This is a genomic window from Actinophytocola sp., from assembly GCF_009379765.1.
Taxonomy (GTDB): domain Bacteria; phylum Actinomycetota; class Actinomycetes; order Mycobacteriales; family Pseudonocardiaceae; genus Actinophytocola.
The window spans coordinates 1-23,391 of sequence record NZ_WHTD01000033.1; the positions used below are offsets into that span (position 1 = coordinate 1).

Annotated in this window: 13 protein-coding genes; 2 read left to right on the top strand and 11 right to left on the bottom strand. The window is 71.1% G+C overall.

Features of this window, described 5'->3' with window-relative positions:
• Window positions 1-436: 436 nt before the first annotated feature.
• The gene (locus GEV28_RS12815; RefSeq protein ID WP_291411974.1) at window positions 437-583 is read right to left on the bottom strand and encodes a hypothetical protein; all 147 of its coding nucleotides are present in this window, start codon (window positions 581-583) and stop codon (window positions 437-439) included.
• Window positions 584-672: 89 nt separating this feature from the next.
• Between GEV28_RS12815 and GEV28_RS12820 the strand changes: the two genes are divergently transcribed.
• Together GEV28_RS12820 and GEV28_RS12825 are read left to right on the top strand one after the other, a co-directional pair.
• Entirely contained in the window at window positions 673-1,506 is an 834-nt protein-coding gene (locus GEV28_RS12820) for a hypothetical protein (RefSeq protein WP_291411976.1), read from the top strand.
• Window positions 1,494-1,724, top strand: a complete 231-nt coding sequence (locus tag GEV28_RS12825) for a hypothetical protein (RefSeq protein WP_291411978.1) — start codon at window positions 1,494-1,496, stop codon at window positions 1,722-1,724. Before GEV28_RS12820 ends, GEV28_RS12825 begins: the two co-directional genes overlap by 13 nt.
• A 914-nt stretch (window positions 1,725-2,638) precedes the next feature.
• Here the strand turns inward: GEV28_RS12825 and GEV28_RS12830 are convergent.
• The 10 genes from GEV28_RS12830 to GEV28_RS12875 all read right to left on the bottom strand — a co-directional run bounded on the left by GEV28_RS12830 (window position 2,639) and on the right by GEV28_RS12875 (window position 23,391).
• Window positions 2,639-3,859 carry a hypothetical protein gene (locus GEV28_RS12830; RefSeq protein ID WP_291411980.1) on the bottom strand — a complete coding sequence of 407 codons (1,221 nt, stop codon included), beginning with the start codon at window positions 3,857-3,859 and terminating at the stop codon, window positions 2,639-2,641.
• A complete protein-coding gene (locus tag GEV28_RS12835) occupies window positions 3,856-5,202 on the bottom strand; it encodes an MFS transporter (RefSeq protein ID WP_291411982.1) in 1,347 nt (448 codons plus the stop codon). Before GEV28_RS12835 ends, GEV28_RS12830 begins: the two co-directional genes overlap by 4 nt.
• 12 nt (window positions 5,203-5,214) lie before the next feature.
• On the bottom strand, window positions 5,215-5,964 hold the full coding sequence (locus GEV28_RS12840) for a thioesterase II family protein (RefSeq protein WP_291411984.1): 750 nt from the start codon (window positions 5,962-5,964) through the stop codon (window positions 5,215-5,217).
• On the bottom strand, window positions 5,961-6,683 hold the full coding sequence (locus GEV28_RS12845) for a hypothetical protein (protein ID WP_291411986.1): 723 nt from the start codon (window positions 6,681-6,683) through the stop codon (window positions 5,961-5,963). Before GEV28_RS12845 ends, GEV28_RS12840 begins: the two co-directional genes overlap by 4 nt.
• Entirely contained in the window at window positions 6,680-7,753 is a 1,074-nt protein-coding gene (locus GEV28_RS12850) for an HAD family hydrolase (protein ID WP_291411988.1), read from the bottom strand. The genes GEV28_RS12845 and GEV28_RS12850 overlap by 4 nt, the downstream gene beginning before the upstream one ends.
• Window positions 7,753-8,910, bottom strand: a complete 1,158-nt coding sequence (locus tag GEV28_RS12855; RefSeq protein ID WP_291411990.1) for an acyl-CoA dehydrogenase family protein — start codon at window positions 8,908-8,910, stop codon at window positions 7,753-7,755. Before GEV28_RS12855 ends, GEV28_RS12850 begins: the two co-directional genes overlap by 1 nt.
• A gap of 36 nt (window positions 8,911-8,946) precedes the next feature.
• The gene (locus GEV28_RS12860) at window positions 8,947-9,207 is read right to left on the bottom strand and encodes an acyl carrier protein (RefSeq protein ID WP_291411992.1); all 261 of its coding nucleotides are present in this window, start codon (window positions 9,205-9,207) and stop codon (window positions 8,947-8,949) included.
• Between the two features lie 15 nt (window positions 9,208-9,222).
• On the bottom strand, window positions 9,223-10,137 hold the full coding sequence (locus GEV28_RS12865; RefSeq protein ID WP_291411994.1) for a 3-hydroxyacyl-CoA dehydrogenase NAD-binding domain-containing protein: 915 nt from the start codon (window positions 10,135-10,137) through the stop codon (window positions 9,223-9,225).
• Between the two features lie 78 nt (window positions 10,138-10,215).
• Window positions 10,216-13,845 (bottom strand): SDR family NAD(P)-dependent oxidoreductase, encoded by a 3,630-nt coding sequence (locus tag GEV28_RS12870; protein ID WP_291411996.1) that lies wholly within the window; start codon window positions 13,843-13,845, stop codon window positions 10,216-10,218.
• A 99-nt stretch (window positions 13,846-13,944) separates the two neighbouring features.
• Complete coding sequence (locus GEV28_RS12875) at window positions 13,945-23,391, bottom strand: type I polyketide synthase (RefSeq protein ID WP_291411998.1); 9,447 nt, start codon at window positions 23,389-23,391, stop codon at window positions 13,945-13,947.

The following is a 23,391-nucleotide window of genomic DNA, read 5'->3' on the forward strand; positions in this document are numbered from 1 at the left end:
AAGACCTTCGGCGGCTGGAAGATCATCAAACGCGGCAGCACCCTGGAATGGGTCTCACCCTGCGGGTTCCACTACCCCCACCACCCCGAACCCATCACCCACCCCGAACCCACCCACCCCGAACCACCACCACCGTTCTGATGCAACGCTGGGCTGACTGTCGTCGCCCCGGTTGATCATGGGCGCGGTCCTGGGCCGATCATTCCTCTTGCGACAGATGGACGATCGATCCAAGGGATGCGGTGATCGGTGTGCAGGAAGGCGAGCGCGGTGGCCCGTTCGCGGATTGGCGGAGTTTCGCCAGGAGTCCGCTGGTGCCTAACGTTGCGGGCGGACGCGCTGCTCAGAGCTGACGGACGCCGTGTTGTGCACAGACGGGCCGGTCTGCGGGAACATCTGGGGTCCGTCTGGTGAGGATCAAGGCCTCCGCGCTGGATCATCGTCGGTTCTGGGACGCCATGCACGCCGTGGATGCCGACGCGCTGCTCGAGATCGAGCGGCGGATCGCCGCGACGGCGATCGAGCGCTTCGATGTGGACACCTCGTCGCTGGCGTTGGACATGACCAACTTCGCGACGTTCATCGACTCCACCCAACGGGCGGGCGCCGATCGCGCAGCGGGGCAAGGCCAAGCAGAAACGCACCGATCTGCGGTTGGTCGGACTCGGGCCGGTGATCACCCGCGACGGCGGGATCCCGCTGCTGTCGCATGCCTATCCCGGCGACCGCCCCGACGTGACCCAGTTCGGGCAGATGATCACCGAACTGGCCGCCCGGCGTCGCGAACTCGATGCTGAACTCGACGCCGGTGCACCCGAGTTGACGGTGGTCTTCGACGCCGGGCAAAACTCCGAACCCAACTTCGCGCTACTCGATGAGCACCACCTGCACTACGTGGGCTCGCTGCCGCCCTCAGATCACCCGGCGCTGCTCGATATTCCCGCCAGCGACTACCGGCCGGTCGCCGAGTTCGACGGGATCACCGCGCACGAGACCACCCTGGACGCGCTGGGGCTCTCGCACCGCGCGGTGCTGACCCACTCGCAAGAGTTGCACGACGCCCAGTCCCGCGGCTTCGACCAGACCCTGGCCAAGGCAACCCGCAAGCTCGCCGAGATCGCCGACACCCTGGCCCGCGGCAAAGCCCGCCGCAGCAAGGAAAAACTGGAAGCCACGATCACCGCCATCTGCAAACCCCGCTGGGTCAACGAGGTGCTGACCTGGCGGCTGACCGGTGACACCCCACCCGATATCCGGCTGGACCACACCATCGACCCCCGCGCTCGCGCCGCGCTGGAAGACCGGATCTTCGGCAAACGGATCCTCATCACCGACCACACCGACAACTGGTCCACCGCCGAGGTCATCGCCGGATACCGCTCCCAGTCCGACGCCGAGTTCGGCTTCCGCCAACTCAAAGACCCCACCTCGTCTCGTTTCCCCCGATGCACCACTGGACCAGCAACCACATCCGAGTCCACACCTTCTACTGCGTGCTCGCGCTGATGATCGCCCACCTGATGCGCCGCACCGCCCGACAGTCCGGCCTGCACCTGTCCGTCCGCGAGCTACTCGCCCAACTGGCCGGTATCGAAGAAACCGTGCTGCTCTACCCCGGCCAACGCGGCCGACCCAAAGCCCGCCGCATGATCACCGACAGGACCGACCTCCAACAGCAACTGTTCAACCTCTACGAACTCCACCGGTGGGCACCAGCCAGTTAGGTAATACACAACCCCAAGATCAACAATAGCCCTGACCTGCGGACACGCACCACAAGATCAACTTATCCAGGAAACTCCCGCTAGCTTGAGTCCGGCGAGGCGTCCGGGACCTGGTCGGCTGGATTTCGGTGCGCCGGTTGGAGAGCCGATTGTTGTGCGGAGGTTCAGAAACCCGCGGCGAACCCGTGCGGGGGTCAGCAGGTCGGGCTTGGCGGTCTTCTCCCATGGGCGGCGCAGGTCGGTGGCCAGGCCGAGACGTGGGAGCAAGCAGTTCCACGCGCGGGCCGATGCTGGGCCGTAATGCCGGGTGTCGGTGTGGGTGGTGACATCAGGTTCGCCCCAGGTGGCCGGGTTGCCGCAGACGAACTCGTCGCCGTGGCGGCGAGGCCGCCCCAACGTGTCCGGCAAGTGGACTGGGTAGGCGGCGGAGTACTCGATCGGAGCGCATCCGAACCAACACGACGACCGGTAAGTCGCGCAGGAGAAACGCCGACCGAGGACCGTCGTAGCCCGCGTCAGCCACCAGCAGCAGCTCGAACAACGCATTCGCACGCCGAGTCAAACACCGGTAGAACTCCTGCCGGAACCCGGCCCGTTCCCCGCCCACCATGCCGCTCTCGGCGTGATGCACACCGATCACCGCAGCCCTTGTGTCGATCATCGATCTGTCCCAAGACGAATGATCAACCAAGGGCCGCACTCATGATCAGCAGGGTGCACCAACCAGCCCCAGAACGTCAAAACTCAAGACAGGATCATCGTGGCTACCCACACGTAACTCCGGTATCTCCCCGAATCTGCGCCGGCCGTGGGAGTAACGATCACCAAACCTCCGGTTGACCCCGGCTCGAGTTTTCGCGGCGGGGTTTCTCAACCTCCCGCGAGGACCGGAGGGGCACGAGACCCGGGACGGTTCAGTGCTGGTCCGTGAGCGATGCCCACGCCGCCGGGCTCAGCACCGTCGTCGGACCCGTCGCGGGCTTCGAGAACGAGCGCCACTTCGCCGGGTCGACCAGCAACGTGCTGCCCACCGCCAGCAGCGGCATGATCGCCGGCGGGTCGAACGGGACCGGCAGCAGCTCCTCCGGGCTCTCCCGGTACACACCCCGCCGGAACAGCGCGGAAAGCAGTTCCGCCGCCACCGCGCGCCGGTTGTGGCCCAGCTCGCCGTGTCGCAGCACCGCCATCAGCGCCATCGTCGTCCGCACTCCCACCCGGCCGGCGGAAAGAGGCGCGGGCGAGCGGCCGAGCGACACGTCCAGCAACGCGCCCACCAGGTCGACCCCGGCCAGCGACGCGTTCACCGGCTCGACAAGCCGCGGGTTGAGGTCGATCAGATGCGCCGTGCCTACAGAGTCGACGATCGCATCCACCGACAGGGCACCGTGCCAGGACAGCTCCGCACCCAGCTTCTCCAGGTCCGACACCAGCCCGGGCATCGACACCGACTCCTTGGCCGACGCGCTGCCCTGCACACCTTCCCGAACCCGCTCGACCACATGCGCCGCCACCAGCACGCCGTGGTCGAACACCGTCTGCGCCATCACGAACCTGCCGTCTACCGGCTCCTGCACCAGCACCTGCCAGCCCCGCGCGAAGGTGTCCGCGACCTCCGTGCGAACCGAGATCTCGGCGAACGACGCCGGACCGTCCACATGCCACACCCCGCGGCTCCCCGTGGAGATCGGCAGCTTGACGTAGCACGGGAACGACGCCGCGGACCGCAGCTCCGCCACCGACGACACGAGCGACGTGACCGGTAGCGGAATGCCCAGCAGCCGAAGCAGCTCGACCGCGGCGGCCTTGTCCTGCACCCGCGCCAGCGAGGAGAACGGTGGCACCGCGAACGGCACATCGATCGCGCCGGGATACCGGGACAGCACGGCCAACTGCTCGTGGATCGGCAACAGCACGTCGTACTGTCGCGCCGCCACCGCCTCGCTCAGCGCGTCGAGGTACGCCAGCGGCTCCGCGCCGAACAGCGGGACCTTGTGCCGCCACTTCACCCGCCTGCTCACGGTCAGCAGCCCGTCCCGCTTCGGCTCCACGACCCCGACCCGGTGACCCTGCCTGGCGAGCACGGTCACCACCTCACGCGCCGACGCGCTGGCGGACTCTGTCAGCAGCACCCTCATGACGGAAGGCCCGACTCGCGCGGCCGGCGCACGCCGACCACCAGCAGCAGCAACGCGCCGCCGACGAACAGCAGCGACATCGACCCCAACGCCCACCGGTACGAGCCGGTCAGCTGGACCACGGCGCCGAACAGGAGCACGCCGAACGCGCTGCCACACCGGTTCACCATCTCGAACACACTGAAGTACTCACCGGACCGGTCCCGCGGTGTCAGGTTCGCGAACACCGCCCGGGAAAGGGAGTATCCGGTCCCGTTCACGAGTCCCATGAGGACACCCATCACACACAGCATGATCAGCGCGCCGGGCTGGACGCTCACCTGGACGAGAATCACGAGCAGCCAGATCCCGAGGCTCGCCAGCAGCACCCGCGGCCCGCCGTACTTCGTGGCCAACCGCCCGGCGACCGTCGTCGACCACACGGCGAGCAGGCTCACGAACAGCACGCCGCCGATCAGCATCTCGGAGCCGACCTCCAGCTCCTCGGCGACGAACGTGGTGCCCTGGCTGGACAGCACCTGGATCGCGTTGTTGTACAGCAGGAACGCGACCAGGAACACCGCGGCGACCCGCCGGTCCCGCACCAGCTCGCGCAGCATCCTGCCGAACTGCACCTTCGGCTCGTCCGATACGGACCGCAGCGGCGTCGGCGGCAGGTGCCGCACCGGGATGGTAGAGAACCCGGCCCACCACAGTCCGGCGAGCACCAGGCACAGCACGAGCGCGGTGCCCTCCTCGAGCCCGAACGCGGAGTGGCCGATCATCAGCACCGCACCGACCACCAGGATCACGGCGGTGCCGAGGTAGCCGGCGGCGGACCCGCGGGCCGACACCGTCGCACGCTCCGCGGGCGCCGCGATCTCCGGCAGATACGTGTCGTAGACGACGATCGACGCGCCCAGCGCGAGCGTCGCCAGCACGAACAGCATCCCGCCCGCGAGGTAGTTGGACTCGGTGACCAGCGCCAGCGCGACGGTGGCGACCGCGCCGGTGAGCGCGAGCACGCCGAGCAGCCGGTTTCGTGGCACCCGGCGGGCCAGCGCGCCGGCCGCGGGCAGCACGAGCGCCTGTAAGAACAGGGACAGCGACACCAGGAACGGGTACAGCGACTCGGCGCGCACCCCGATCCCGAGCGGGTGGACGTAGCCGGACGGGTCCGCCGCGTCGGCGGTGATGTCGGTGAGGTACGGGCCGTAGAAGGTGGATGTGACGATCGTGGTGAACACCGAGTTCGCCCAGTCGTAGGCGTACCAGGCGCGGCGTACCTTGCGGTTATCGGGCGGCGCGGTGGCGACCGCGGTCGCGGTGACGTCGGGGGGATCGGCCGGCAGCAGGGTGGTCATCGGGTGTCTCCATCAGGTCAGCTCGTCGCGGATGATGTCGAGCACCTGGCCGGCGTGCTGCTCGGCGTAGAAATGCCCGCCCGGGAAGAGATGGCAGGCAAACCGAGAGCTGGTCTGCGCCGACCAGCCGCGTAACTCCGGCTCGGTCGCTCTCGGGTCCGCCCAGCCGCCGAGCGCGCTCAGCCCGACCGACAGCGGCGGCTCGACGCGGTAGGCGTACGCCTCGTTGACGGAGAAGTCGGCACGCATCATCGGCAGGAACGCCTCGAGCAGTTCGGGGTCCCGCAGGAGCAGGTCCGGCGTGCCGCCCATCGAGCGCAGCTCGCCGACGAGCCGCGGGATCGGCAGGTCGCGCAGTTGCAGCCGCTTCTCGGGCAGCTGCGGCGCGGGCCGTCCGGAGACGAACACGTGCGCGGGCGGCGGCGCGCCGATCGACCGCAGCCGCCGGGCCAGCTCGAACACGACGAGCGCACCCATGCTGTGCCCGAACAGCGCGTAGGTTCCGGTGAACTGGCTGTCCAAACTCGACACGACGTCGTCCACCATGGACCGGACGTCGCGGTGCGGCTCCTCGCGCAGCCGCTCGGCCCGGCCGGGCGGCTGGGCCGGGCAGATCCGGATCGACTCGCCGACGATCCGCTGCCACTGCGCGAACACGGCCGCGCTGGCGCCCGCGTGCGGAAAGCAGAACACCCGGGTCTCAGCGGTGGAGGGGGCGCCGAAAGGCAACCAGCGCGTTCCCTGGGTGGTCGGGGTACTCATGCGGTTCCCTTTCCGGCGACCGCGGGCCGCGGCATCCCCGCCGGACCCCAGGTCGTGGCGACGAACTCGGGGTGCCAGGTGTTGCGCACGTTGAGCTGCACGCAGATCGTGATGAGGACGGCGTCGCCGACGAGCTCCAGGATGATCGCGACGGCGATGAACCAGCCCTCGGGCAGCACCAGGAACGCACCGATCCGCACCAGCACCCGGGTGAGGAAGTAACCCATGCCCAGCAGCGTGGTGATCTTGGCGGTCCGCTGGTACACCGTGCTGTTCTGCGAGGCGGCCGGCATCGTGACGAAGTCGTTGGCGGCCGCGGCGAACAGCGGCTTGCCGGCCAGCACGGACGTCAGGCAGAACGTCGCCATCACCACGTCCACCGCGGCGACCGGCAGGAAGAACAGCGACAGCTCCCGCGAGATCACCGCCACCGCCGCGGAGAGCACGATGAACGCCATCACCATGCCGGCCACGAACCCGCGGCCGGCTCGCCTGTCCAGGTAGTACAGACCGCCGGCCACGAGCAGAGCGAGCACCGCACCCAGCTCGATGCCCAGCAGGTTCGACATGACCAGGAAGGTGAGGCTCGGCACGAGCGTGTTGCGGATCATCCGCGGCAGCGCCACGACCAGCACCTGACCGGTGGCGCGCCACGTGTTCTCCGGCAGCTCCTCGAGCCGGGGCGTCGCCCGCGCCCGCAGCCAGCCCGGCCTCGTCACGTCAGCTCCAGGGTGAGGTACCCGGGCGGCGGCTGGATCTGCGCCAGGTCGGACTCGAACACCAGCCGGTTGCCGTCCCGCTCGGCCTCGGTGAACCCGGCGAACGCGTAGGTCACGTACATCACCCGGTTGCGGCCGGTCTCGACGAACTCGGCGCGCAGCTTGGCGCCGTCCTCCTTGGCGAGGCCCATGATGTGGTTGAGCAGCACGGTGCCGACGCCGCGGGACATCACCCGGCAGGACATCAGCATCATGCGCAGGTACCAGTGCGGCTGCCCCTTCTCGACCAGCGCGAGCCCGATCTTGCCGTAGCTGCCGTACTTGTCGGTGAGCGAGGCGACGAACAGCAGGTGGTCGTCGGACTGGCGCAGCTCGTCGAGCTCCTCGTAGGAGTAGGTGCGGCCGGTCGAGTTGAGCTGGTTGGTGCGCACGGTCAGCTCCTCCGCGCGCTGCAGGTCCTCGCGCTCGGCCGGGCTGATCGTGAAGTGCATGTCCAGTGTGGACAGGAAATCCTCGGACGTGCCGGCGAAGTCTGTCTCGACCTGGTTGCGCGCGACGTCGCTGCGGTACATGTGCCGGCGCAGCTTCGACTCGTCGGTGACGAACTTCGGTGTGAACGCAGGCGCGGTGAGGGTCTCCAGGTCCAGCGCGTCCACGGTGATCACCGCGGGGTGGACGTGGTTGACCTCCGCACGCTCGAAGACCTGGTCGTCGACGAACGCCAGCGTGTCGACGCCGATGTTGATGGCCTTGGCGATCGCCTCGACCGACGACGACTTCGGGTTCCAGTTGATCTGCGGGTACAGGAAGTACTCGTCCAGGCCGGCCTCGCGCAGCTTCGCCATCGCCGTGTCGTGGTCGTTCTTGCTGGCGATCGAGTGCAGCACGCCGATCTCGTCGAGGCGCTTGATCTCGGCGACCACCGCCGGCCGCACGGTGACCTCGCCGTCCTCCAGGATCGTGCCGTTCCACAGGGTGTTGTCCAGGTCCCACACGACGCACTTCACCTTGCCGCGCTTCGCCAGTGCCTCGGTGTGCTCGACCGCGGCCGGCTGGTCCACAGTGGTCATTACGCTGCCTCCCGGTACGCCTCGCCGGCGATGAACGTCTGCTGCAGCTCGGTGCTGCCCTCGATGATTTCCATGATCTTGGCGTCGCGGTACAGCCGGGCGGCCGGGAAGTCCTGGCTGCACCCGTTGGCGCCGTGGATCTGCACCGCGTCGTTCGCGGCCGCGACCGCCTTGGTCGATGCGAAGTACTTGGCGACCCAGGTCGCCATGATCGTCGCCGGGTCACCGGCTTCCTTGAGCCGGCCGGCCTCCTCGCACAGCAGGCGCGCGGCCCGCAGGCTGGTGACCAGGTCGCTGATCTTGCGGCGGATCAGCTGCAGGTCGCGCAGCTTCCCCTCGGCCACCTCGCGCTTGGAGGTGTAGTCGACGCACGCGTCCAGGCATGCCTGGATGATGCCGACCGAGCCGCTGGCGACGCTGAAGCGACCCATGTCCAGCGCGCCGGTCATCACCATGCCGGCGGCCCAGCCCTGCGGGCCGAGCATGGCACTCGCCGGCACCCGCACGCCGTCGAACACGATCTCGGCGATCATGCTGGAGCGGGTCCCCAGCATGTTGGGGATCGGGGTGATCGTGACGCCGGGGGCGGTGGCCGGAACGAGGAACGCGCTCATGCCCGGCCCGGTGCGGGCGAACACCATCATGATGTCCGCGACCTGCCCGCCGGTGATCCACTTCTTGCGACCGCCGATCACCCACCCGTCGCCGTCCTCGACGGCGATGGTGCCGGTGGCCGTGGCGTCGCTGCCGTTGTCCGGCTCGGACAGGCAGAACACGCCGAACGTCTCGCCGGAGATGAGCAGGGGCAGCAGCGTCGCGTGCTGCTCGGCACTCCCCCGCCGCCACACCGCCCACGACACCATGGTGTGGACGGTGAGCATGCTGCGCAGCCCCGAGCAGCCCCGGCCAACCTCCTCGTGGATCTTGCCGAGGGTGATCATGTCCAGCCCGGCGCCGCCGACGTCGGCCGGCAGGAACGGTGCCCACAGCCCGAGCTCGCCGACCCGGTCCAGAACCGACCGCGGGAGCGCCTCGGCCTGGTCCCACGCCTCGGCGTTGGGAATCACCTCGGTGTCGACGAACTCGCGCACCGTGGCGAGGTCGGGCACCGGTGGCCGGCCGGTGTCCCCGACCCTGCCGATGGCCGTGCTGCTCATGGAAACCCTCCTGGTCCCGTAGGAATCAGCCGGCGATCAGATCGCGGCGGCCTTGTCGGCCGCACCGACGAGCCGGGACACCAGGTCGGCCATCGCGTTCACCGAACGGAAGTTGTCGAGCTTCAGCTCCTCGTTGGGAATGCGGGTGGCGAACGTCTTCTCGATGAACATCACCAGCTCCATCGCGAACAGCGAGTTCACGAAGCCGAGCGAGAAGATGTCCTGGTCGTCGGCTAACTCGATGTCCGGGTACTTGGCGGTGATGAACTGCCGGATCTCGGTGTAGGTGTCGGACATGGCGGTGGTTCCTCCTCAGGACTCGGTGGGGACGGCGGCGAGCCGGTTCTTCGCCGCGTTCTGGGCCTTGTGGTCCGGGCCGTAGCGGTAGAAGCCCCGGCCGGACTTCTGGCCGTGCAGGCCGGCGTCGGTCATCTGCTTGAGCAGCGGGCAGGGCCGGTACTTGCTGTCCGCGAAGTGCTCGTAGAGCACCTCGACGCTGTAGAGGATCGTGTCGACGCCGATCAGGTCGGCCGTCTCGAGCGGACCCATCGGGTGACCGAAGCAGCTGCGGAACACCTCGTCGACCGTCTCGGCGGTGGCGACGCCCTCGTAGACCAGGTAGGCCGCCTCGTTGACGGTGAGCATCAGGACCCGGTTGGACACGAAGCCCGACGCGTCGTTGACGTCGATCGGCTTCTTGCCCATCGAGATCACGAGCTGGCGCACCCGCTCCAGCGACTCGGGCGAGGTGTGCACGCCCGGGATCAGCTCGACGGCCGGCTTCATCGGGACCGGGTTCATGAAGTGCACGCCGGCGACCTGGGATGGCCGGGTGGTCCACGACGCGATCCGGGTGATCGGCACGGCGGAGGTGTTGGCGACGAACACGGCGTCGCGCTGGACGATCGCGTCCAGCTTCGGGTACAGGTCCTTCTTGAGCTTCTCGTTCTCGGTGATGTTCTCGATCAGCGCCTCGACGTCGGCCAGCGACGCCAGGTCGATGCTGAAGGTGATCCTGGCGAGCACCTCGTCCGCGTCCACCGCCGGGCCACCGAGCATGCGGCTCATCCGGCAGTTCAGCTCGATCTTCTCGCGCGCGACCTTCAGCACGTCCTCGCTGATGTCGACCAGCACCACGTCGTGCCCGACCTGCCCCAGGTTCTGTGCGACGCCGGCGCCCATCACACCCGCGCCGACCACGCCAACCCTCACTCCAGAAACGGCCATCGCGTTCTCCCTAACTTGCTAGCTGTGTCTGATTCGTGGCACCGAGCACCGTGCTCAGCTCCCGGACGGTCGGGTTCCCTAACTCGCCAACTGTGCTTGGTTGACCGCACCGAGCACGGTGCTCAGCTCCCGGACGGTCGGGTTCTCGATCACGGCGGTGATCGGGACGCCGCCGTAGGTGGTGCGGATCCGGCCCATCAGCCGTACGGCGGTCAGCGAGTGGCCGCCGAGCTCGAAGAAGTTGTCGTTGGCGCCGACCTTGTCGATGCCGAGCACCTCGCCCCAGATCTCGGCCACCGCCGTCTCGTGGCCCGGGGCGGGCTCCTCGTACGGAGTGGACAGTGCGGGGCGCTCGTGCCGTGCCTGCTGTTCCTCGGCTGAGCCGAGGTCCGAGCCGGCGCCGGTCCACGCGGCCAGGCGCGGCGCGAGCGGGCCGGAGGAGATCACCAGCTGGCGCACGCGGTTCGCGACCGAGAGGGCGCGCTCGAAGATCTCGACGCCCTCGTTCTCGTGCATCCAGTACTCCTTGATCGTGGTCGCCGGCATCGGGTGCTCGGCCTCGTCCCGCAGGCCCCAGCCCTCCCAGTTGACCGAGATCCACCGGCCGCCCGGCCGCCCGACCGACGCGGCGGCGGCCGGGCGGGCGTAGCCGTCCATACCGGAGTTCGCGCAGGCGTAGGCGGAGAAACCGAGGCCACCGAGCACGGAGGACAGTGAGGAGACCGTCATCCGCAGCGGGGCGTCCGGCAGCACCTCGTCCAGGACGCGGATGCCGTCGATCTTGGGCCGGAAGTGCGCGTCGCACGAGGCGAAGCTCACCGACGGCGCGGGGCCGAACGTGCGGTGGTCGGAGCAGCCCGCGCCGTGGATGACGAGGTCGACCGCGCCGAACCGCGCCGTCGCCTCGGCGACGACGGCGGCCATCTGGTCGCGTTCGGCGACGTCGGCGGACAGCGCCAGCACCTCGGCGCCACGGGCCCGCATCCCTTGCACGGTCCGGATGTGCCGGGCGGCCCGGTCACTCTCGGGGTGGTCGGCGAGGTAGGTGGCCCAGGTGTTCTCGGGCGGCAGCGCGGTGCGTACGGTGAGCACGAGCCGGGCGCCGCGGGTGGTGGCGAGGTGCTCTGCGAGCACCGCGCCGACGTCGCCGAGGCCGCCGGTGATCAGCACGGTCGCGCCGTGCCGCAGGGGGCTTTCGGTCGCCTCGTCGATGCGCAGCTGGTCGTAGGCCTGCACCCAGCGATCCGCGCGGCGCAGCGCCACGTGGTCGCGGATCGGCGTGCACGCCTCGGCGATCAGCTCGGCGGCGAGGTCGTCGAGGCCGCGCTCGGCGGCGCAGCTCGCGACGTCCACGTCGACGAGCCGGCAGCCGAAGTCGGGAATCTCCTGGGCCAGCACCGGGACGAGGCCCACCATCGTCGCATGCTCGGGGTGGTGGACGTCGCCGCCGACGGCCTCGACCGCGCCGCCGGTGACCAGCACCAGCTCGAGCGGGCCGGGGGTGTTGGTCTCGGCGAGCGCGCCCGCGGCGACCCGGACGGCGTGGAAGCCCAGCCGCTGCGCCTCATCGAAACCGTCCGCGCCGAGGGTCCACGCGTGGACCGCGGTGCGCGGGCGGCCGAACTCGGACATGACGCGGGTGTAGTCGCAGCGGGAGTTCGGCTCGACCTCGATGATGTGCAAGTGGTCCTCGGCGGACACATGACGATAGCCGTCGCCTGGCCGGATGAGCACGGTGTCGGCGCCGTGCTCGGCGAGCCGCTGTGCGGTCCGCTCGCCGAGCTCGTCGGCGGCGAGCACCCACCACGGGCCGCGCTCCGCGGCCGCTACGTCTCTCCGTTGTGTGGGGCGGTTGTGCCACACCGGGTGGTAGAACCAGGTCGCGAGGTCGCGCTCCGGGCTCGCGCCGGCTTCCGCCACCATGCCGGAAGCCGGCACCGCGGCGACGGCGGTGAGGCCCGCGCCGGGCTCGATCCAGTAACGCTTCCGCTGGAACGGGTAGGTGGGCAGGGCGACCCGGCGCCGGTGCCCGTCGTGCAGCGTGGACCAGTCGATCTCCACACCGGACAGCCACTGCTCGACGGCGGCGTTCGCGCTGGTGGCGATCACCGCCTCGGCGGCCGACGAGGTGGCGTTCGGGGTCGCGCGGCGGATGAGCTCCGGGTCGGCGAGCGCGGCCACCGCTTCGGCCACGTCACCGGCGATCACCGCGAGCCGGTTGGTGAACCCGGTCCGGCTGGCCTGCAACGTGAACGCGACGTCGGCGAGGTCGGCGTCCGGCGTGTCCACGAGGTACCCGCGGAGCGCCTCGGCGGCCGCGTCGAGCGCCTCGGCCGTGCGGGCGGAGAGGACCAGTGCGTGCGGGCCGGGCTGGGCCGGGCGCTCCTCCCGCTCGGCTTCCTCGATGACCACGTGCGCGTTGGTGCCGCCGAGCCCGAACGAGCTGACCCCGGCCCGGCGCGGGTGCGCGCCGCGCTCCCATGGCTGGTTCTCCGTGAGCACGGTGAACTTCGCGCCCGCGGCGGCGAGCGCGGGGTTGGGGTTGCGGTAGTTGCGGGTGCCGGGCAGCAGCGCCCGGTCCACCGCCAGCGACGCGCGGATCAGGCCCGCGACGCCGGACGCGCGGTCCAGGTGGCCCACGGACGGTTTGAGCGAGGCCAGCACCGTCGGCGTCGCGCCGTCGTGGTCGGCGAAGGCCCGGTCCATCGCGGCGAGCTCGACGGAGTCGCCGAGGTTGGTGCCCGTCGCATGGCACTCGACGTAGCCGATCGTGCTCGGCTCGACGTCGGCGACCTCGTGCGCGTAGGCGATCACGTCGGTCTGGCCGTCCGAGCCGGGCGCGGTGAAGCCCGCCTTGTTGCGTCCGTCGTTGTTGGACGCCGAGCCGAGGACGACGGCGTAGACGTGGTCGCCGTCGCGCTTCGCGTCGGACAGCCGCTTCATGACGACCACGCCGACGCCGTTGCCGATGACGCTGCCCGCGGCGTCCGCGTCGAAGCTGCGGACCGTGCCGTCGGCGGAGACGATGCCGCCCTCCTCGTAGACGTACCCGGTGGCCTGCGGGACCTCCAGCGACGCGCCGCCGGCGAGCGCCACGTCGCTGTCGTAGGTGAGCAGGCTCTGGATGCCGAGGTGCACGGCGACGAGCGAGGTGGAGCAGAAGCTCTGCACGGCCACCGCGGGGCCGGTGAGGCCGAGCTTGTAGCTGACCGTGTTGGACAGCGAGTCGCTGTTGTTGCCCACCGCCCACTGGACTTCCGGCGTGGTGGCCATGATGTCCGGCCGGGTCCGCACGTTCGCGAAGCCGTACTTGGACAAGCCGCAGCCGGAGAACACGCCGACCCTGCCGGGCACCTTGTTCGGCTGGTAGCCGGCGATCTCCAGGGCCTCCCACGAGCACTCGAGGAACAGCCGGTGCTGCGGGTCGGTGACCTCGGCCTCGCGCGGGCTGAACCCGAAGAACGCCGCGTCGAAGTGCTCGATGTCGTTCAGCGGCGCGCCGCGGCGGACGTAGCGCGGGTCGGCCAGCAGGGCCGGGTCCACGCCGGCCGCCATCAGCTCCTCGTCGCTGATGTCCCGGATCCCCTGTACTCCCGCGACGAGGTTCGCCCAGAACCGCTCGACGTCGTCGGCGCCGGGAAACCGCCCGGACATCCCGACGACGGCAACCACGGAGTCGTCGTCGCGGCTGCTGTCCTGATCACTCATTGCTTCCCTCACCGCCGCATTCGTCGTGTCGTGACCGATTCGGGCCGCCAGATAGAACGTAGGTCGGGCGGTCCACCCAGCGGCCCACTCGCCGGTAACTCATGCCGCCTTACCTCGCTTGCGGAGGTTGGCCTTGCGGCTCGCGCTGCGGTCGCGGCGCTCGGCTGCCTTGTCCACATCGGACTCGGCCACCGCGGACGCGTCGAGCAGGCGGGCCAGGGCGCCCACGGTCGGGGCCTCGTACAGCACGTGCGGGGCCAGTTCGTCGATGCCGAGCCGGCGCCGAATGCGGATCATGATCTCCACGCCGACCAGCGAGTTGCCGCCCAGCTCGAAGAAGTTGTCCTCGGTGCCGACCTGCTGCAGCCCCAGCAGGTCCGCCCACACGTCCGCGATCGCGGTCTCCACCTCGCCAGCAGGCGCGACGTACGCGGTGTTCAGCTCCGGCCTCGGGTGCCGCCCGCTGCCGCCTGCCTCGGCGGTGTGCGCGGCGACCGCGAGGTCGACGGTGAACATCCCGCTGGCGGCGACCATGCCGGCGAAGTCCTGCGTGCTGACCACGACCAGCGGCTGGTCGCTGGCGAGCGCCCGCTGGAACGAGCGCCACCCCGCGTCGAAGCCGATGCCGAACGTCTTGCGGAAGCCGCGGAAGAAGTCCTGCACGTCGTTGCTGTAGCCGGTCAGGCCCGACGCCCAGGCGTTCCACTCCCACTCGCCCCAGTTGATCGCGATGGTCCGCGGGCCGTCGGGCCGCCCCGCCGCCTGGAGGGCGTAGGAGTCGAGGAACGCGTTCGCGGCGCAGTAGTCGACCTGGCCGGGACCACCGCCGGTCGACGAGGTGATCGAGGAGAACAGGGCGATGAAGTCCACCGGGTTGTCCGGGCCGAGGTCGCGCACCGCCCGGTCGATCGCCAGGGTCCCGGCGACCTTCGGGTTCAGGACCTTCTCGATCTCCGCGCGGGTCTTGAACTGCATCAGGCCAACGCCGGGCAGGCCGGCGGCGTGGAGCACGCCGTTGAGCCCGCCGAACCTCGTGACCGCGGCGCGGACCGCGGCGTCCACATCGGACTGACTGCCCACGTCGCCGGTGACGATCTCGACCTCGGCGCCCAACTCCTCGAGCGTGCGCACGCCTTCCAGGCGGCGGCGCACCTCGTCCTTGACATCGGGCTTCGCGAGCACGGCGTCCCAGGTGTCGCGGGGCGGCAGCCCGGTGCGGCCGAACAGCACCAGCTTGGCGTGGAACTCCCGGGCGAGGCCCTCGGCCATCGCGAGGCCGATGCCGCCGAGACCGCCGGTGACCAGGTAGACCCCGTTCTCCCGCAACAGGTCCGTACGCTCGCGCGACTCCAGCTGCTCGAAGTCGGGCACCCAGCGCCGGCCCCGGCGAAGCGCCACCAGTGCCTCGGTGGCGGCGTCGCCGACCTCGACCGCGAGCGCGGCCACGAGACGGTCGGGGTTCGCCAGCTCGGCCGGGTCGAGGTCGACCAGCCGGCAGCGGGTGCCGGGGTACTCGACCGGCACCAGCCGGACCGGGCCGAGCAGGGTGGCGTTCTCCGCGTCGACGTCCTCGGCACCGGTGACCTGCTGGCTGCCGGCGGTGACGATGTCGAGCGCCCACTTCTCCGCGCCGAGGTCACTGGCCGCCTGAGCGAGGGCCACGAGCGTGTGGATGCCCCGCTCGACGGCACTACCGGACAGCGACCACAGGTGCACCACGCGTTCGGGCAGGCCAGGGCCGTCCCGCAGCTCGCGCAGCATGGCTTTGAGGTCGGCGTTCTCCCCCGGGCGCACGGTGTACCCGGCGGTGTGCTCCCCGCTGCCCGAGGCGAACTCGCTGCCCGGGCGGACGAGCACGGCCGTGCCGGGGAGCCGCTCGACCAGCGGGCCGCTCACCGCGTCCGCCGCACCGGTGTCGGTGAACACCAGCCAGCGCGCGGTCGGCAGCTTCGCCGCCCGGGGCGCGGTCTGCCGCCAGACCGGCGCGTGCAGCCAGTCGGCCTCCGGCAGGAGCGGCATCGAGGTCAGTGCCGCGGCCGGGTTCTCCGCGTCGGACAGGCCGGTCGAGCCGGCCGCGCTGATCAGGTCCGCGCCGAACGCGGGCTTGCGCTCGGTGCGGGCCGGCTCCAGCCAGTAGTCCTTGCGCTGGAACGGGTACGCGGGCAGCGGCACCCGGCGCAGCGGCCGGCCGGCCTGCAGCGCGGCCCAGTCGATCGGCACGCCGGTGAGCCACAGCTGGCCGACCGCCTCGGTGAGCACCCGGTCGTCCGGGCGCGGGTCGGCCGACGCGGGCAGCGCCGCCATCACCAGCGGCCAGCGCTTCTGCACGCAGGCCGGGTGCACCCGGGTCATCGCGGACAGCGACTGGCCCGGCCCGATCTCCAGCAGCGCCGGGTCGGGGTCGGCGAGCAGTGTGGTCAGCCCGTCGGCGAACCGGACCGGCGAGCACATGTGCCGGGCCCAGTACTCCGGCGCGGTGACCAGCTCCTCGGTGGCGCGCTCGCCGGTCACGTTGGACACATACGGCAGCTTCGGTGCCTGGGGCTCGATGTTCGCGGTGACCCAGGCGACCAGCTCGTCCCTGGCCGGCTCCAGCATCCGGGTGTGGAAGGCGTGTGTGGTCAGGAGCTTCGTGCTGGGAATGTCCTGCTGGGACAGTCGCAGCGCGAACTCGTCGATTCGCGCGGTCTCGCCGCCGACCACGGTGATCTCCGGGCCGTTGACCGCGGAGACGTCGAGGCCGGCGGCGAAGAGGTCCGCGAAGTCGCGGCGCAGCGCCTCGGGCGCCCGCGGCACGGCCAGCATCGACCCGCCGGGGAGCTTGGCGATCAGCCGTGCGCGGTAGGCCACCAGGCGCAGTGCCTCGGGCAGCGTGAGCACGCCGGCGAGGGTCGCGGCGACGTACTCGCCGAGGCTGTAGCCGAGCATCAGGTTCGGCGTCAGGCCCCAGCTCATCAGCAGGCGCGCGACCGCGTACTCGGCGACGAACACCGCGGGCTGGGCCAGCTCGGTGCGGGCGAGCGCGGCCCGGTTCGGGTCCTCCGGCGCCGCCGCCCGGCCCAGCATCGCGAGCAGCGAGTCCTGCTGGCCGGCCGAGGAGGTGCGCGGCGCGGTGAGCAGCGGCACCAGGTCCACGCCGAGCTCCTCGCGCAGCACCGCCGCGCACTCGTCCACAACGGACCGCAGCGCCGGCTCGCGCCGGTACAGCTCGGCGATCATGCCGGGGAAGTGCTCGCCGACCCCGGCGAACATGAAGCTCACCGGCCGCTCCCGGGTCGGGTCGGCGCGCACGAGCAGCCCGGGCGGCGCCGGGTTGTCGGCCGCGGCGTTGGCGGTCACGTCCGAGGTCATGTCGGTGACCAGGACCCGGCGGTGCTCGAAGGTCTCCCGGCCGGTCTGCAGCGTGCCGGCCACGTCCGCCAGCGCGAGGTCGGACTTGGCCGCCAGGTGCTCGACCAGCCGGCCGATCGACTCGTTCGCGGTGGTCTCGCTCTTGCCGGACACCGTGATCAGCTCGTAGCGCCGGTCCGGGCCGCCGTCGCCCTTGCCCGGCAGCGGGGCCGGGGCCTCCTCGAGGATGACGTGCACGTTGGTGCCGCCCATGCCGAGTGCGTTGACCCCGGCGATCCGCTTGCGGCCCTCCGGAACGTCCCAGTCGGACAGCTCGGTGTTGACGTAGAACGGGCTGTTCTCGAAGTCGATCTCCGGGCTCGGTGTCTCGAAGTTCAGGCTCGCCGGGATCTGCTTGTTGCGCAACGCGAGCGCGGTCTTGATCAGTCCGGTGGCGCCCGCGGCCGCGGCGAGGTGGCCGATGTTGGTCTTCACCGAGCCGATCGGGCAGTACTGCTTCTCCTCGGTGTCACCGAACGCCTTGGTCAGCGCGGCGACCTCGATCGGGTCGCCGAGCGGGGTGGCGGTGCCGTGCGCCTCGATGTAGCCGACGTCCTCGGGTCGCACGCCGGCGTTGCGCATGGCGTCGACGACGACCGCGGCCTGGCCGACGACGCTCGGCGCGGTGTAGCCGACCTTCAGCGAGCCGTCGTTGTTGATGGCGGAGCCGCGGATCACCGCGATGATCTCGTCGCCGTCGCGCTGGGCGTCGGCGAGCCGCTTGACCAGCACGACGCCCGCGCCGTCGCCGAACATCGTGCCGTTGGCGGCCGCGTCGAACGTGCGGACGTGGCCGTCGGAGGACTCCATGCCGCCCGGCACGTGCAGGTGGCCGACCCGGTCCGGGGTGTGGATCGAGACGCCGCCGGCGAGCGCGAGCTCGCACTCGTCGTGCCGCAGGCTCTGGCAGGCCAGGTGCAGCGCCACCAGCGCGGTGGAGCAGAACGTCTGCACGGTCAGGCTCGGGCCGTCGAGGCCGAGCTTGTAGGAGACCTTGGTGGCGAGCGAGTCCTTGTCGTTGCCGATGACGAACTGGTATGCGTCGGCCTCGCCGACCTCCTGCGGGTTGGCGTTGGCGGCCATCATCATCCGCATCATGTAGGTGCTGATGTTGGTGCCGCCGAACACGCCGACCCGGCCGCGGTGGTCCCCGGCGCCGTAGCCGCCCTGCTCGAGCACCTCCCAGCAGCACTCCATGAAGATCCGGTGCTGCGGGTCGGTGATCTCCGCCTCGCGCGGCGAGAAGCCGAAGAAGCCGGCGTCGAAGCCACGGACGTTGTCGAGCACCGGGCGCCTCGGCACGTAGGTCGGGGCGGTCGCGATGTCCGCGGGCACCCCGTTCGCGAGCAACTCCTCCTCGGTGAACGTGGTCACCGCCTCGACGCCGTCACGCAGGTTGCGCCAGAACTGGTCCACCGTGGGCGCGCCGGGGAACCGGCCGGTCATCCCGATGATCGCGATGGCCTCGCGGTAGTCGCGGCCGACCGGGCCCTCCTCCCGCACCGGCTCGGTCACCTGGACCTTCCTGGGCGCGGGCTTGGCCTTCGGCTTGGGCGCGGCGGCGCCCTTCTGCTCGACCAGCGTGGCCATCGCGTGGACGGTCGGCGCCTCGAACAGGTTCACCGCGGACACGGCGACCCCGGTGACCTTCTGGATCCGCTTCACCATCTGCAGCCCCATGAGCGAGGTGCCGCCGAGGTCGAAGAAGTTGTCCCGGGCGCCGACGCCGTCGATGCCCAGCATGTCCTCCCACACCTCGGCGAGCTGGCGCTGCCGCTCCCCGGTCGGGGGCACGAACTCCTGGGCGAGCGTGGGCCGCGGCATGCGGGCGCCGACCGACTTCGGCTCGTCGGCGGTGTCCTTCACCAGCCACTGGGTGATCCGTTTGGGCAGCTCGCCCGCGCTGATCACGGTGCGCGGCACGGGGTTGGCGAGCACCGCGTCGAACGCGGCGAGCGCCTCGGTCTCGGTCATCGAGTACTCGACCATCGACGCGCCGAGGTCGCCGATGCCGCCGCCGTCGACCATCTCGGCGGTGGAGGTCCAGGTGTCCCAGTTGATCGCGGCCCAGCGGGTGGCCTCGCCGCGGTGGCGGTAGGGCACGGCGTCGAGGTAGGTGTTCGCGGCGACGTAGGCGGCGAAGCCGATGCCGCCGAGCACCGAGGACATCGAGGAGAACAGCACGCAGAAGTCGACCGGGTGGTCGGCGAGCACGCGCTCGATGGCGGCGGTGCCGCGGGTCTTGCCGCCGGCGAGGTGGATCGCGACGGACTCCTCGCGCAGGTCGGAGATCGGGCCGAAGGTGCTGGCGTCGGTGACCGCGGCGAGGTGCACGACGCCGTCGAGCCGGCCGTGCGTGGCCGTGACCTGCTCGACGAGCGCCCGCAGCTGGGCCTCGTCGGTGACGTCCGCGGCCGCGGGGATCGCGTTGACCCCGTTCTCGCGCAAGCGCTGCACGCCGGCGACCCGGGTGGCGAGCGACTTCGCCTCGCCGTCGGGCGCGATCGCGGCCCACCCGTCCTCCGGCGGCAGGCCACCGCGGCCGACGAGCACCGTGGTGACGCCCTTCGCGGCGGCGCCGAGGTGGCCGGCGATCAGCTGGCCGACCGGGCCGAGCCCGCCGGTGACGAGGTAGACGCCGCCGTCGACGATCTCGATCGGGGCCTCGTCGGTGGCCGGGGTGGGCCGGTAGTCCATCACCCAGCGGTCCTTGTCGCGCAACGCGACCGCCGTGTCGGTGTCGTCCGCGCGGACCTCCGCCAGCAGCGCCGGCACGTCGACGTCCGCCAGCACGTCGACGGCCTTGATCATCAGGCCGGCGTACTCCTGGGCGCCGACGATGCACGCGCCGAGCACGGTCGCCCGGTACGGCCGCGGCACGTCGGTGTCGAGCACCGCGCGGGCGTTCTCGGTGACCACGGTGATCCGCAGGGTGTCCGCGACCTCGTCGCCGAGGACGGCGGCCAGGTTCGCGACGCTGTCGAAGCCCAGCGCCCGCGTCCGCGCCGGGGTGTCGGCGTCGAGGCCGAACAGGTGCACGACCTCGCCGGGGGTGCCGGCGTCGGCGAGCAGCCGGGCGTAGTCCTCGCGCACGTCCGGCCGGATCGTCCACTCCGGACCCGCGGCGTACGTGTCGCCGGCCCGGACGACGACCGTGCCCGCGCCGCCCGCGCCGGACAGCCGCGCGGCCAGGTCCGCGCCGACCCGGGTGTCGGTGAGGATCCAGGTGGGGTTCGCGGGTGCGGCGGCGGGTGTGCCCGCCGCCTTGCGCGACCACACCGGTGACCAGAAGCGGTCCTCGGCGTCCTGGGCCGCGGGTGCGGCGGCGGCCACGGCCGGGCGGGCCTTGCCGCTGCTCGGCGGGTCGATCCAGTAGCTCTGCCGCTCGAACGGGTAGTCGGGCACCGTGGTCTTCAACGGCATCCGGCCCTCGTGGTAGGCCGCCCAGTCGATGTCCACACCGGACAGCCACAGCTTGCCGAGCGTCTCGGTGAGCACCGCGGTGTCCGGGCGCGGGTCGGCCTCGGCGGGCAGCGTCGGCACGAGCAGCGACCAGCGGTCGGTGCCGCAGGCGGGGTGGTTGCGGGCCATCGCGCCGAGCGACTGGCCGGGGCCGATCTCCAGGAACAGGATGTCGTCGCCGTCCGCACCGAACAGCTCGGTGAGCATGTCGGCGAAGCGGACCGTGCGGCACATGTGCTCGGCCCAGTAGCCGGGGTCGGCGAGCTGCCGCTCGGTGATCGGCGCACCGGTCACGTTGGACAGGTACGGGATCTTCGGGGTTCGCGGCGACAGGTTCTCCCGCGCCCACCCGGTGAGCTCGTCGGCGATCGGGCGCAGCATCCGGGAGTGGAACGCGTGCGTGGTGCGCAGCGCCCGGGCGGGGATGTCGTGCTCGGCGAGCTTCTCGGTGAGGCTCGCGACGGCGTCGGCCGGGCCGGACACCACGATCACCCCGGCGCCGTTGACCGCGGCCACGTCCAGGCCGAGGTCGCCGATCGGCCCGACGAGCTTGGTGAGCTTGGCGGTGGAGAGGGGGACGGCGGCCATCGCGCCCTCGGGCAGGGTGGCGATCAGCTTGGCGCGCGTCGCGACGAGGCCCGCGGCCTCCTCCAGGGTCAGCGCCTCGGACAGCGCCGCGGCGACGAACTCTCCGACGCTGTAGCCGGCGAGCACCCGGGGCGTGATGCCCCAGGACATGACGAGCCGGCCGAGCGCGTAGTCGACGGCGAACACGCCCGGCTGGGCAATCTCTGTGGCTGCCGCCGTGTCGTCGGAGGTGTCGCGGCCGAGCAGTGCCGCCAAGCCGGCGCCGGCGCCCTTCTCCTCGGCGACCAGGTCGGCGAGGGGGTCGGTGCCCAGGTGGTTCGCGAAGATCTCCCGGCACTCGTCGATGGCCGCGCGGAACACCGGCTCGGTGCGGTGAAGGCCGCCGACCATGCCCTTGTAGTGCTCGCCGACGCCGGCGAGCAGGAAGCCGACGGGCCGGTCGGTGTTGGCGTCGGTGCGGACCAGCACCCGCTGCGGCGCGTCCTCGCCCACCGCGCGGGCGGCGTCCGCGGCGTCGGACACCACGGCGACCGCGCGTTCGTGGAACGTCTTGCGGCCGACCTGCAAGGTGTACGCCACATCGGCGGTGTCGACCTTACCGTCCACATCGGACTCCGCGAAGACGTCGGCCAGTCGGGCGGCCGTGCGGGACGCGGCGTCGCGGCTGCGCGCGGACCACACCAGCAGTTGGTGCTCGCGGGGCGGCACGCGGTCGGCGCGGTCGACCGGCTCGGGCTCCTCCAGCACGACGTGCGCGTTGGTGCCGCCGATGCCGAACGCGCTGACCCCGGCCCGGCGCGGGCGCTCCTCGTCGCGCGGCCACGGGGTGAGCTCGGTGACGACCTGGATCCGCTCGCGGGACCGGTCGAGCTGCGGGTTGGCCTTCTCGAAGTTGATCGTCGGCGGGATCACCTCGTGGTGCAGCGACAGCGCGGCCTTCATGAGGCCGGTGACGCCCGCCGCCCGGTCGAGGTGGCCCATGTTTGTCTTGGCCGACCCCACCCGGGTGACCCCGGCACCGTCCACATCGAACACCTGCTGCAGCGCGGCGATCTCGGCCGCGTCACCGAGCGGGGTGCCGGTGCCGTGCGCCTCCACGTAGTCGATGTCCGCCGGCTCCAGGCCCGCCGCCGCAAGCGCTTCCGCCACGACGCCGGCCTGGCCGCGTACACCGGGCGCGGTGAAGCCGACCTTGTTCGCGCCGTCGTTGTTGACCGCCCAGCCACGGATCACCGCGTACACCCGGTCACCCGCGGCGAGCGCGTCGTCGAGGCGGCGCAGCACGACGACACCGACGCCGTTGCCGATCGGAGTGCCTTGCGCGGACGCGTCGAACGCCCGACACAGCCCGTCCGGGGAGGCCATGCCGCCTTGCTCGTAGACGTAGCCGACCTTCTGCGGCACCGCGATCGCCGTGCCGCCGGCCAGCACGACGTCGGACTCGCCGGTGACCAGGCTGGTGCACGCCGCGGCCACCGCGACGAGCGAGGTGGAGCAGTAGCTCTGGATGCTGTAGCAGGGACCGGTGAGGTCGAACGCGTGCGCCACCCGGGTGGCGAGCGAGTCCTTGTCGTTGCCCAGCCCGATCTGCACGGCGCCCACCTGGTCGAGCAGCTCCGGGTGCTGGGCGAGGTTGTTGAGCAGGTAGGTGGAGATCGCGGCACCCGCGAACACACCGACCGGACCGTCCACACGGGACGGATCGATGCCGGCGTTCTCCAGCGCGTGCCAGGAGCTCTCCAGGAACAGCCGCTGCTGCGGGTCCATCAGCTGCGCCTCGCGGGCCACGTAGCCGAAGAAGCTCGCGTCGAACAGGTCGACGTCCTCGAGCACCGAGGCGGCCGGCACGTAGTCCGGGTCGGCGAGCAGCTCCGGGTCCACCCCGGACGCCCGCAGCTCCTCATCGGACAGTCGCACGATGCAGTTGCGGCCGTCGCGGAGGTTGGTCCACAGCTCACCGACGTCCTTGCCGCCGGGGAACCGGCCCGCCATGCCGACTATCGCGATGTCGGTGCCGGCGAGATCGGTTCCCGCATCGGGACTCGCACTGACCTCGTCGCCCGCGTCAGCGCCCGCGTCACAGGGTGCGAGTTCGTTGCTGGTCAT